The sequence below is a fragment of the Microcoleus sp. Pol8_D6 genome (assembly GCF_036700965.1).
GTDB lineage: Bacteria > Cyanobacteriota > Cyanobacteriia > Cyanobacteriales > Microcoleaceae > Microcoleus.
This window is the reverse complement of the sequence record NZ_JAUBPW010000022.1, coordinates 1-12,850: the sequence shown is the minus strand read 5'-3', so window position 1 is coordinate 12,850 and position 12,850 is coordinate 1. Positions and strand designations below refer to the sequence as shown.

7 protein-coding genes are annotated in these 12,850 nt (G+C 38.4%); 4 read left to right on the top strand and 3 right to left on the bottom strand.

All coding sequences use genetic code 11. The annotated features are described in order from the left end of the window. The first annotated feature begins 29 nt into the window (after positions 1–29). Positions 30–335 carry an NADH-quinone oxidoreductase subunit NuoK gene (gene nuoK, locus QUA10_RS11295; RefSeq protein WP_228042566.1) on the top strand — a complete coding sequence of 102 codons (306 nt, stop codon included), beginning with the start codon at positions 30–32 and terminating at the stop codon, positions 333–335. A 91-nt stretch (positions 336–426) separates the two neighbouring features. On the opposite strand, the gene folB is transcribed toward nuoK, so the two are convergent. Together folB and QUA10_RS11285 are read right to left on the bottom strand one after the other, a co-directional pair. Further along, positions 427–783, bottom strand: coding sequence for a dihydroneopterin aldolase (gene folB / locus QUA10_RS11290; RefSeq protein ID WP_333082878.1), 357 nt, complete (start codon positions 781–783; stop codon positions 427–429). Positions 784–936: 153 nt separating this feature from the next. Continuing rightward, positions 937–2,304: a serine/threonine-protein kinase gene (locus QUA10_RS11285; RefSeq protein WP_333082877.1), complete on the bottom strand. Its 1,368-nt coding sequence runs from the start codon at positions 2,302–2,304 to the stop codon at positions 937–939. 984 nt (positions 2,305–3,288) lie between these two features. Here QUA10_RS11285 and QUA10_RS11280 point away from each other — a divergent pair. Together QUA10_RS11280 and QUA10_RS11275 are read left to right on the top strand one after the other, a co-directional pair. Beyond that, entirely contained in the window at positions 3,289–6,186 is a 2,898-nt protein-coding gene (locus tag QUA10_RS11280) for an ATP-binding protein (RefSeq protein ID WP_333082876.1), read from the top strand. After that, complete coding sequence (locus tag QUA10_RS11275) at positions 6,183–8,003, top strand: EAL domain-containing protein (protein WP_333086250.1); 1,821 nt, start codon at positions 6,183–6,185, stop codon at positions 8,001–8,003. The genes QUA10_RS11280 and QUA10_RS11275 overlap by 4 nt, the downstream gene beginning before the upstream one ends. 22 nt (positions 8,004–8,025) lie before the next feature. Here QUA10_RS11275 and QUA10_RS11270 read toward each other — a convergent pair whose 3' ends face one another. After that, the gene (locus tag QUA10_RS11270) at positions 8,026–11,238 is read right to left on the bottom strand and encodes an ATP-binding protein (RefSeq protein WP_333086249.1); all 3,213 of its coding nucleotides are present in this window, start codon (positions 11,236–11,238) and stop codon (positions 8,026–8,028) included. Positions 11,239–11,590: 352 nt separating this feature from the next. Here QUA10_RS11270 and QUA10_RS11265 point away from each other — a divergent pair, with 352 nt between their 5' ends. Then, positions 11,591–12,790, top strand: coding sequence for a response regulator (locus QUA10_RS11265; protein WP_333082873.1), 1,200 nt, complete (start codon positions 11,591–11,593; stop codon positions 12,788–12,790). The last annotated feature ends 60 nt before the right edge of the window (positions 12,791–12,850 follow it).

Below are 12,850 nucleotides of genomic sequence, written 5' to 3'. Positions count from 1 at the left end.
ATTGAGACAAAATCGCAAAATTTATGCAACTGCAACTCCAGTATTTCCTGTTATTAGCCGCCGCACTTTTCTGTATAGGTATTTACGGTTTGATTACCAGCAGAAATGCAGTGCGCGTGTTGATGTCGATCGAGTTGATGCTGAATGCTGTCAATCTCAATTTGATGGGTTTCTCCAATTATCTCGACCCTGTACAAATTAAGGGCCAAGTATTTACCGTGTTTGTAGTTACGGTAGCGGCGGCTGAAGCTGCCGTAGGTTTGGCAATTGTTTTGGCGATTTATCGCAACCGCAATACCGTAGACATGGAAGAATTTAACTTGCTGAAGTGGTAATTCATCAATAGTCATCAGTCATTAGTCATCAGTCATTAGCGACAAACTAATGCAGATTAAAGACTGATGACTAAGGACTAAAAACTAATGACTAATGGCTTCTAGTAATTTCTAGAGTAATTCTACCCCCGAAATCAGGGATGGGGGCAGCAGGTTTCGAGAGTTGTAGTTTAACTTTTTCGACTAACGGTAGTTCTAAAAGCGCTTGAGCGATAGTATCTGCTAGGCGTTCGATTAATAAAAATTTCGACTCTTTGACTAGCTTTTGAATCAGAGTAATTGCGCTGCGGTAATCAAGAGTATGTTGAATATCATCACTTTTTCCAGCTTGCGATAAATCCAGCCAGAGAGTAACATCCACTTCAAACCACTGCCCCAAAACTTGCTCTTCCGGCAGATAGCCCGTATATCCGTAGCAGCGAATTCCTGTAAGTTGAATAGAATCCATTTTGCAATAAACTAAAAGTGCGTTGTCTATACCACTTTGTATTAAACCAGATAAAGTTCTCTTTCTCTTCCCTCTCTTTTTGTGCCCTGTTCCTTCTCTCTCTGCGCCCTCTGCGGCCTCTGCGGTTCAATCACTCTTATTTTATCTTAAATTTCACAACCGTCCTCCTTTCTCCAACTTGTCCAGTAAATCCTCCGCAACTTCATACCATTTCCGCCTAATTTCAGCATCTTGAGGCTTTTCTGTCAAGGTACGACCTTGGAATTCGGGATATTTATTGTAATATAATTCATCAACTTTTTGATAGAATATATCTTGATTAATGTTGAGATTTTTGCGCCGTTTACCAATCTTTTCTTGACGAATTATTTCGGCTTCCTCTAAGGATGTATTGGGAGGTTGCGGGCGCGACGAAAATTTAGGTAAATCCGGCAAATTTGGTAACGTAAAACCAGATTTGACTACACTAAAAGCTAAAATTCCTGGCACCAAAATCACGCTTAAACTCCCTAGAGTTTTCCAAGGAATTAACTTGAATGTGCTGTTGTTATTAACAATTTGAGGATTTTGGTGAACAGGAGTATGATTGCTGGTAGCAGTTTGAGTGGTGTTTTTGAAAGGGCGGCCCACAAAGTTCATTGTCACCATTTGGGAAATTATACTGCCAATGTGAGAGAGTTTTGGATCTTTGAGTGCTTCGCGGACTGCTTTTGCAGATTGGTAGCGATCGCCCGGTTGTTCTGCTAGCATCTTATCCAACACAGTACCGAAATTTTGACTGACGGTGAGGTGCGATCGCCAATCCCAAATTTTATTATTGATATCGTACAATTTTTGAGGCTTTTTGCCGCTTAGCAGTACCAAAGCCGTGACGGCTAAAGCGTACAAATCGCTAGCGGCAGAAACTTTCCCCAGTCGCATTTGTTCGGCAGGCGAATAACCCTGTTTGCCGATCGCCGTATCCGATTGTCCGTTAAACTGAAGTACGGCATTGGCTGCGATTTGTTTGACAGAACCGAAATCAATTAAAAAGGGTAGTTTGTCAGCATCATGCTGAATAATATTATCCGGGGAAATATCGCGGTGAATTAAATTTTTTGAGTGGATGTATTCTAAAACTGGTAAAAGCTGAAATAGCAGTTGAGTAACTTCGGCTTCGGTAAAATTTTTACCTTGCTGCTGGCGCGATATCAATATTTCTTCGTAGGTTTGACCCTTGATATAATCTTGCACTAAAAATAAAGATGGACTCCCGCCCAAATCCGTTCGCAGCAGTTCTCGAAATTTTGGAATTTGCGGGTGTTGGAGGTGGTAAAGCATACTCGCTTCGCGATCGAACAATTCGGCAGCTTTGGGGCTGTGAACCACCGGAGAAAACTCTTTGAGCACGCAGTGTTCGTTGTAGCGGTTGATATCTTCGGCGAGATAAGTGCGCCCGAAGCCACCGCGGCCCAATTCGCGGAGAATGCGGTAGCGTTTTTCGAGAGTCGAACCAGGGGTGAGGAGGGAGGAGTTAGACATAAACCACGGCAAATTGTTCGATTTGGGGAGTCGCCGAGCACAGTATAGCTTATTGTAGCTAAGTTTGTTTGAACGCGAGGGAAGGAAGGGCGGTCGCCCCAGCAATATCAATCCTCTACTCAACAGCTTTACCGATGGTTTGATGATGTAGACTCTCCCTCATCATTATCAAAAAAACGACTAACCTAAGCGCTATTTCTGGACTAGCTTTTAACTAGAATTGCTTCTCATCCTGATGCTGTCGTCAAATCGAGGTGAAGTCAACTGGCTGTGCATATTCTGCACAATTGTGTCCCATTAGGTGATTCAGCTTTTCCGGAGATGTCTAATGTTTCTGCTCCCAATGACAACTTGAATAATTTTACTGAATTCTGTTTGCTCTGGAAATAGCGATCGCCTCTAAGGACACTTATACAAAATATAAACACTTTGTCAATGCGTAAGTTCTAGAAGTTAAGATGCTAGAGAGCGGTCTTTTCTGATATTTAGCAACAATTCTATATATAAATTGTTAAAAAATGTATTACTCTATAGTCTATAACAATAGAATATTTACCAAAGGTAAAAGTCTTCCGTAGAGAAGAGAATTGAATAGTTATAGGACTAAAGTCTATTACATTACATTAACTTTTATGTACTGTAATAAAGATGACATTAATTAGCATCTTCTTTCAACTAGAATAGATATTCAGCAAAAGACAGCGTAATATTGATATTAGTCAGGTATCTGCTGGGCAAATTCTAAAAAAGTCTCAATCAGTTACTTAATGACGGTAACTCCCAAAATTCCATTAGGTCTGATCTTGGTTTGGCCTTTTATCCTAAATATTTTTCTGGGTGTAGGAATAACGGGGTATGTCTCTTTACATAATGGACAAACAGCTACTAAGGAAATTGTCAAATTCTACCATGAGGTTAGAGCGCAGATTGACAATCATCTTAATAGATCTTAAAAAAAAATGATTATCCATTACTTATTAGATTATGAATAAGCCCTTGCACCAGCGCCTCACCGAACCCATAAATTTAATTGCGTTGTTGTTAATTTTTATCTTTCCTTTTGCTCTGGTAGTTTATCAATTAATCGCTGAAATTGATAGCAAAATTGAATTTGCTCAAAAAGAAAAAGTCGGCTTGGCTTATAACTATCCTTTGAGAGATTTGCTTGTCGCTGTTATTGAACACCGCACGCAAGTTAATCAATATTTAAATGGAAATAAATCTTTAGCACCTGCGATCACCACGGCAACTGAAAAAATCGAAACTGCAATTCAAAACCTCAATGCAGTAGAAAAACAGCTATCGCCCCAATTTAAAACTAGCCCGCAATGGCTAACGATCAAAACTTCCATTAACGGCAACTGGCAGCGATTAAAAGAGCAAAAATTAAACTTATCTCCTACCCAAAGCTGGCAAGCACATACAACTATTGTTAACGATATCCTCGATTTAATTGCCCACATAGGAGATGTTTCTAATCTCATTCTCGATCCATCTTTAGACAGTTATTATTTAATGGATGCAGTGGTTACGCAGCTACCATTAACGATAGAGAATACGGCTCAAGCTAAAGATATCGGTGCAAAGATCGCCGCTCAACAAGCTAAACAAAAAATTGCAGACAGCGATCGAGCAAAACTTTTGATTATTCGGAGTTTAATTGCACCGCCTATACAAGCAGTGGAAAGAGGCTTGCAAATTTCTGCTAATGCTAATCCGCAAATTCAGCGGCAGCTATCCACTAGCAGCGTGAGCGAAAATTTCAAGGATATCAAAAAATTTATTGACTTACTCGATAAAGATATCATTAATGCCAACAGCATCAACTTACAGCCATTCGTATATACAGCTACAGCCGAAACTGCCCTAGAGTCCCAATTAAAACTTTACGATACAGCTTTTCCACTTTTAGATCGTTTATTGGAACAGCGACTGAATCAGTTAGTTGGTAGAAAATATCAAATTATTGGGTTTGCACTGCTAGTATTAGGGGTAGTGACTTACATTTTTATGGCTTTTGTCAGCAACCGCAAAAAGCGCCAGCAATTTGAAAAAGAATTGCAAGCTGCTGAAGCCAAATATCGCAGTATTTTTGAAAACTCAATTAATGGAATTTTCCAAATTACGCCAGCCGGTGAATATCTTAGCGCTAATCCAGCCTTAGCGGAAATTTATGGTTACAATTCTCCTAACGAATTAATTGGCAAATTAACCAATATTAACCAACAACTTTATATCGAGCCCAACCGCCGAGAAGAATTCGTAAAAATTATAGGCGATCGCGGCAGCGTTGCCGACTTTGAATCTCAAGTTTATCGCCGCGACGGTAGTATTATCTGGATTTCAGAAAATGCTCGCGCTATTTGTGATGAAAATGGCAATATTCTCTACTACGAAGGGACAGTAGAAGACATTACCGAATACAAACGTGCTGAACAAGAAATTTATGCCGCCAAAGAAGCGGCAGAAAATGCCAACCAAGCCAAAAGCGAGTTTCTGGCTAACATGAGTCACGAACTGCGAACCCCACTCAACGGTATCTTAGGCTATGCCCAAATCCTCAAACGTTCTGTAAAACTAGGAGAACATGAACAAAATAGCGTTGAAATTATCTATCAGTGTGGTTCTCACCTGCTAACTTTAATTAACGATATTCTCGACCTGTCTAAAATAGAAGCTCAGAAAATGGAACTCTACCCTACAGATTTTCATTTTCCCGCTTTTCTACACGCCGTTGCCGAAATTTGTCGCATTCGCGCCGAACAAAAAAGTCTCAAATTTAGCTACCAACCCGATCCCGATTTACCCATTTCCATTCACGCCGACGAAAAACGCTTGCGACAAGCATTAATTAATCTCCTTGGTAACGCCATCAAATTTACCAAAATAGGAGAAATAAGTTTTAGTGTCAGTGTGATTGAAAAAAATATTAATTTTTCCAATCAAACTCTCTATAAAATTCGCTTCAGTGTCAAAGATACAGGAGTCGGAATTAAACCCGAAGAAATAGCCAAAATATTTTTGCCTTTTGAACAAGTTGGAACTCGCAAAAATAAAGCAGAAGGAACGGGATTAGGACTGGCAATTACTCAAAAAATTATTGAATTAATGGGCAGTACCATTCAAGTCACCAGTCAAGTACAAATGGGCAGTATTTTTGGGGTTGATTTAGATCTCTTAGAAGCCACAGAATGGGTTAATACAAATTCTCAAAACGACAGAGGTAAAATCATTGGATTTAAAGGAAATCCCCAAAAAATTCTCGTAATTGACGATCGTTGGGAAAATCGATCGGTCATTGCTAATTTACTGACGCCTCTAGGATTTGAAGTGATAGAAGCGACCGACGGTAAACAAGGACTGAACATAGCAACTCAGGCTAAACCAGATTTAGTGATTACAGATTTAGTCATGCCTGAAATGGATGGATTTCAATTGATGCAATACTGGAAAACAAGCTTAGAATTAAAAGATATTAAAATAATTGTTTCTTCTGCTAGTGTTTTTGAAACCGACCAACATCAAAGCTTACAAGCGGGAGCTATTGATTTTTTAGCCAAACCAGTTCAAGCTGAAGAACTTTTAGACAAATTAGAACTTCATTTACAAATAGAGTGGATTTATGAACCTGTATCATTGATGCCTTCAGGAAAGAAACCCAATTACGATAAAATTATTCCTCCTCCTCCAGAAGCCTTAGATAAACTGTTGGATTTAGCGTTGCGGGGTAATTTGAAAGAAATTATCAAACAAACAGAAAATCTTGAAAAAACCGATCCAATATACTTGCCATTTGCGTCAAAGATGCTACAGCTAGCCAAAGAGTTTCAAGAGAAAAAAATTTTGGAGATGCTCACTCAATACAAAGAACTAAATTTATGAAAAATTCAATGCCTTACTCAAATACAATTTTGGTAGTGGATGATGTCCCTGCTAATTTAGCAATCTTAGCTGATTTCCTCAGTGAAGCTAGTTTTGAGATTTTGGTAGCTCAAGATGGAGAAAGTGCTATTCAAAAAATAAATTATGTGATTCCCGACCTAATTTTATTAGATATAATGATGCCCGGAATAGACGGATTTGAAACTTATAAACGCTTGAAAGTTAACCCCTTATGGAGTCAAATTCCTGTAATTTTTATTACGGCTCTTTCCGAAACAGATAATGTTGTCAAAGGTTTATCTTTAGGAGCCGTTGATTATATTATTAAACCTTTTCAAAAAGAAGAGGTTTTAGCAAGAATTAAAACTCATTTAGAGGTGCGAAATTTAACTCAAACTATTGAAACTAAAAATCAGCATTTATTGCAAGAAATTGTTGAACATGCTAAGGCTCGCGCCGACTTAAAACAGCTAAATCAAGAATTGGAAAACCGAGTCAAAGAACGAACAGCAGAAGTTTCTCAAACGCTACAAGACTTGTATAGAAGTCAAGCTCAATTGGAGCATAATGCCTTTCATGACTCCTTAACTGGTTTGCCAAATCGAGAATGGTTGATTAAACAATTGCAGGAGTTAATTGCCGCAAATACGAGTTATTCTGTTTTGTTTGTTGACTTAGATCGTTTTAAAATTATCAATGATAGCCTAGGACATTTAGCAGGAGACGAGCTACTAAAGTGCGTAGCAAAGCGGATACAAGGGTGTTTAAAACCTTCCCAAATAGCAACGCGAATGGGGGGGGATGAATTTGTTATTTTAGTAGTAGAAACAGAAACCGGAACTTCAGTCGCTCAAAAATTATTAGAACAGTTTAAGTTACCCTTTAAGTTTAATGACTATGAAGCGATTGTAGAAGCGAGTATTGGGATCACTTCTAGTGCAATGAATTATCAACAACCGATGGATATCCTTAGAGATGTGGATATTGCAATGTATCGAGCCAAAAAGCAGGGAAGTGGTAACTATCAGGTTTTCGATCCGCAGATGCAAGCGGATGCGAGCGCACGCCTCGAACTGGAGCAAGACTTGCGAAAAGCGATCGCTCAACAAGACTTTTGCTTGTACTATCAACCTATTGTTTCCCTCATTACTGAAGAAATTAAAGGTTTTGAAGCTTTAATCCGCTGGAATCATGCCAAAGGCATAATTTCACCCGATACATTTATCCCTGTTGCTGAAGAAACAGGATTAATTAACCCTTTAGGTTGGTGGATTTTACGGGAAGCTTGCAGCCAGTTACGACGTTGGCAAGAGGAATTGCCTGACCTGCCTTTGAAACTGAACGTTAACTTTTCTCCCATTCAATTCCAGCAAGTTAATTTCTTTGAACAAATTGCAGAAATTTTACAACAAACTGGGATAAATAAAAACACTTTAAATATAGAAATTACAGAAAGTTGTCTATTGGAAACAACAAATTTAAACTTTGAATTTTTAAAAGCTATTGGTGTTGGTATATGTATCGATGATTTTTGTACGGGCTACTCTTCATTAAGTTTACTCAAAGAGTTACCAATTGATACTTTAAAAATTGATCGTTCCTTTTTGCAAAACCTGGCTCGAAATCCCAATGATACAAGTTTAATTCAAACAATTATATTATTAGGTAAAAATTTAAATATGGAAATTGTTGCTGAAGGAGTGGAAACTCAAGAACAAATAGAAATTATTCGAGAACTAGGATGTATTCTCGGGCAAGGTTACTTTTTTTCACGCCCATTAGATAGTCATAACGCCACGCGGTTTATAGGCTTATAATTGAACTATTCTTACGTTATTTTTAACCATCAACTTGATTTTTGTTATCGGCTTTGTAATCCTTGATAAATAACCGTAATTGTTTTTCCTGAAAGCTTGCAGCCAATTCACCTACCCGTTCGGCAAAGGGAATATATTTTGCATCCAAATTTTTTAACTGTTCAACTTGTTGAGTCACGGCTTTTAAATTACCTCTCATAACCAAATCGTATAAAATTACAAGTTCTTCATCTGGGGGAGGTACTAACAAAGAATCTGAATCCGATCGCACGGATGGATTGACATTTTGATTGAGGTGAGATGACTCTTGATATACCCAAGATATCCCTAAATGCTTTTGTAGCAATACAAATAACTCAGCCGCCTGTACGGGTTTGGGTAAAAAAGCATTTGCGCCCATATCTAAACTCTTATGCTGGTCAGCTTCAAACACGCTAGCTGAAGAAACGATAATGACTAAATCTTTAAATTTAGGTTGAGATCGAAGACGGCTTACTAACTCGAAACCATCCATTTCTGGCATGACTAAATCAGTAATAATGGCATTAAATAAGCCACGATTGATTTGTTTTAAAGCTTCTTTGGCATTAGCAGCTTCTAGCACTTCAAAGCCAAGAGGTGCTAACAAATTAACCAGCACAGATCGATTTTCCCACTTATCGTCAACTGCGAGAATTTTCAGTTTAGTTCCCTGATAGCCAGCGATCGCAGCTTGTGGCTGAATTGCCGATTCCCATTTACTAGCAGAAGGTAAATCTAAATCAAACCAAAATTGGCTGCCAGCATTTAACTGACTGTTAACTTGAATACTGCCACCCATCATTTCGATAATTTTTAAGCTAATTGCCAATCCCAAACCCGTTCCTTCTGCCATCTTATCGGTATTGCCTACCTGTTCAAAAGGTTGAAAAATTTTCTGTATTTTCTCTTCGCCGATCCCCACTCCAGTATCTTCAATTTGAAAGTGGATAGTGTTGATGGCGTTGAATTCTTTCGGGTTAGGTTCTAAGGCTACTGATTTGATGAGTTGAACCTTGAAAGTAACGCCCCCTCGATCGGTAAATTTTACAGCATTACCTAAGAGATTAATTAAAATCTGCCTTAAGCGTTTTTCATCCCCTTGTACGTTGGTGGGTAAGGAAGAGTCAAATTGACAAATAAAACTGATGGCTTTTTGTTCTGATCTGAGGCGAAAGATTTGGCTGATATCTTCTAAGAATGCCCAAAAATGAAATTGTGTCGGGTAAAGTTCTATTCTCCTAGCTTCGATTTTAGAAAAGTCGAGGATGTCGTTAATTAAAGTGAGCAAATGAGAGCCACATTGATAAATAATTTTCAGACTGTTCGCATCTTGAGAGTCTAAATTTTTTGAACGCATGAGGATTTGAGCGTAGCCCAATATACCGTTGAGTGGCGTGCGAAGTTCGTGGCTCATGTTGGCTAAAAATTCGCTTTTGGCTTTGTTAGCAGAGTCGGCAGTTTCCTTGGCTCTTTGCAGTTCTATTTCTGCTTGTTTGCGATCGGTCAGATCGGTGTGAGAACCGACTAAACGTAGGGGTTGGCTGTCTGCATCTCGCTCTACAACCCGACCTCGCGATAGTATCCACCTGTAGCTACCGTTTTTGTGTTGCATCTGAAATTCCCAACTATAAGGTTCGTTACTTCCACTTTTTAAATAGTTTTCTAAAGAGTCTAATACCGGGTGTAAATCATCGGGGTAAATCAGTGTTTCCCAAGAACTAAACTCGTTAATAATTTCGTTGTCTTGATAGCCTAGCATGGCTTTCCATTGGGGTGAAAAATAGATGGCGTTTGTTTTGATTCGCCAGTCCCAGATGCCCTCATTCACGCTTTCTAGGGTTAATTGATACCTTTGCTCGCTTTCTCGGAGGATCTCTTGGATCTGTTGGCGATCGCATATTTCTTGCTCTAATGCTTGGGTTCTTTCTGCGACTTTTTGTTCTAAGGAGTACGAATAATCTTCTAATTGTGCGTAGGACTGCTTGAGTTGCTGGCTCATTAAATTGAAAGAAGTCGCTAAAGCACTGATTTCTTTAATAGAGGAAGCAGTTACTTTTTGCTCAAAGTCGCCGTCAGCGATCGCGCTTGTGGCTTTACCCAAACGCCGAATCGGTCTATCTATCCATTCAGAAGTCACAATTCCCAAAACAGTTGCCAAAAATAGTGCCAAAAGACATAATAAAATCGTCGTATGTCTACTCTTGTTAATTTGTTCCATAAAATCATTTTCTGGAACCGCAATTACAATTAACCAATCAATACCTTTACCATCTTGAAAAGGAACAACTTGTAGGAATTGTTTTTGTCCGTTCACTAAAAAGTCTAACTGCTGAGAAGTTTTAATTTCATTGAGATTGTTAAATCGATCTATTAAATACTTGGCAGTCGCTTTGGTTAAAATATCTTTGCTGTCAGTGGCTGGAAAGCTTTGCCTATTTCGGTATGGTTTTTCTGATGTGGAAGTTGCCACTAGCATTCCGCTTCGCTCGATAATAAAAGTTTGTCCTGTTTTTCCAACTTTTAGAGTTTGCAAAAAATCCCCAATGAGGGATAAACGTAGAGTAGTTAACAAGACACCAGTAGCTTTTCCATTTTTATCAAAAACTGGTTGCCCTGCTGTCATTATAGGGGTGATAATAAGTTCACCAAAATGTATTTTACTCCAGGTAGGTTTGCCAGCTTCCATGCTTTTTTGGTAAGCTGTAATTCTTCGGGGGTCGAAATTCTTAACCACTTTGATTAATTTTATTCTTTCTCCTTGACTACCAGCCAAATACATGAATACTTGGTTCGGCTTGGTTGGACTTGTTGCTTGAAGGAATCGCTTTCTTTCATCGTTACTAATAATAGATATACCTTGGCTTTTTTCATTGATAATTGTCAAGCCATCTACGCTATTAAAGCGATTTTTTTGTTGCCCAAAATGACGCTCCCATGCTCTCATATCTTCTATGCTCAATTGGCCCAGACTAACAGCATCAGCATTAATTTGATTAACTAAATGGGGAGCAGCTAGATAGGTATGCAAATTCTGCTCAATTCTCGTGGCCATTTCACGGCGCAACTGTGCAGCTACATCATTAACAGCTTTTTGTCCATTTTGTAACGAAAAATATCCGGTTAACCCTACGGCTGTAAATATTTGTAAAACAAAAGGAACAATTAAGACACGGCGTAACGGCATTTTCCGGAAATTAGCAACATTTGTACACATAACTTTTTAGGAAAAATGTATTTGTCTATACTATAGAGGAAGAGAATATTCACCAGACGTAGGACTCTTCTGTAGAGAAAGGGATAGGAAAACAATAAGACTAGAGTGTGTTACAAAAATTTTAATTTAACACAAAAAATCTTACATTTGTTGGCATTCGCGTTGAACTATAATATAATGATATACCAAGGGAACAAAGTTACTTTTTTCCCGCCTCTGAGATAGTCAGAACGCTACGCAGCTTATAATAATTGAAAAATCCTGTCGCAGATTGGCTCTGCAAACTGGCAGCTTAGATAGTCAGGACGCCACGCGGCTTATAATTAAAAAGAAAGGAGAAGGCTAAACCGTTATGAATAATTTATCTTTTTCAAAAAACACCATCTTAATTGTAGATGATAATCCTACAAACTTAGGTGTTATATTTAACGTTTTAGATGAAGCAGGGCTAGAAGTTTTAGTAGCTCAAGAGGGAGAAAGTGCGCTGCAAAAAATAGAATATGTCACCCCAGATTTAATTTTATTAGATATAATGATGCCGGGAATTGACGGATTTGAAACTTGTTCTCGACTGAAAAGTAACCCGTCAACTTCAGAAATTCCGATAATTTTTATGACTGCTCTTGGCAACACCGATCAAAAAGTCAAAGGTTTGAGTCTTGGCGCTGTAGATTATATCACTAAACCATTTCAGAAAGAAGAAGTATTAGCGCGAATTAAAGTTCATTTAGAGTTGAGAAACTTGACCAAAGATTTAGCACGCAAAAATCAATTACTCCAAGAAAAAGTTGAAGAAAAAACGGCTTTAGAAAAAACTTTACAACAATTGAATCAAGAATTAGAAAAACGAGTTGAAGACCGAACCTCTGAACTAAAACAAGCTCTACAGACCATACAACAAGCTCAACTACAATTGATCCAAAGCGAAAAAATGTCTACCCTCGGTCAATTAGTGGCTGGGGTGGCACATGAAATTAATAATCCAGTAGGGTTTATCAAGGGAAACCTGACTCATGTTGAAACTTATATTCAAGATTTATTAGAAATTGTTCATCTTTATCAGCAAGAGTTGCCCTCTCCAGGTGCAGCGATCGCCATTCGTGCCGAAGAAGTGGATTTAGAGTATTTAATAGAAGACTTACCCCAGCTTATTTCATCCATGAAAATGGGCGTAGAACGGATTCGTCAAATTAGTGTATCTTTAAGGACATTTTCCCGCGCTGATAGTACATCAAAAGTAGAAGCTAACCTGCATGAAGGGATTGACAGTGCATTACTAATTCTACAACATCGATTAAAAGCAAATGATCTACGTCCGAAAATAGAAGTAGTTAAAGAATATGGAAATTTACCTCTAGTACCGTGCTACCCCGGACAGATAAATCAGGTATTTATTAACATTATATCTAATGCAATTGATACCTTAGAAGATTTTCTACTGAAGCAAAACTTGGAAGAAGCAAAAGCAAATCCCAGACACATTATGATTTACACTGAAGTTGACCACCACCGAAATATCGCTATAATTCACATTAACTGTAGTTTAGACTAACCAAAGATGAGAACGGTGGCAAAAGAAGAACTAGAGCCACCGCGCCAGGAGAGAATGAGG

Excerpts from the sequence above, each read along its gene's own strand:
- folB (WP_333082878.1), bottom strand. The coding sequence starts at position 783 with ATGGATTCTATTCAACTTACAGGAATTCGCTGCTACGGATATACGGGC.
- QUA10_RS11285 (WP_333082877.1), bottom strand. The coding sequence starts at position 2,304 with ATGTCTAACTCCTCCCTCCTCACCCCTGGTTCGACTCTCGAAAAACGC.
- QUA10_RS11280 (WP_333082876.1), top strand. The coding sequence starts at position 3,289 with ATGAATAAGCCCTTGCACCAGCGCCTCACCGAACCCATAAATTTAATT.
- QUA10_RS11275 (WP_333086250.1), top strand. The coding sequence starts at position 6,183 with ATGAAAAATTCAATGCCTTACTCAAATACAATTTTGGTAGTGGATGAT.
- QUA10_RS11270 (WP_333086249.1), bottom strand. The coding sequence starts at position 11,238 with ATGTGTACAAATGTTGCTAATTTCCGGAAAATGCCGTTACGCCGTGTC.
- QUA10_RS11265 (WP_333082873.1), top strand. The coding sequence starts at position 11,591 with ATGAATAATTTATCTTTTTCAAAAAACACCATCTTAATTGTAGATGAT.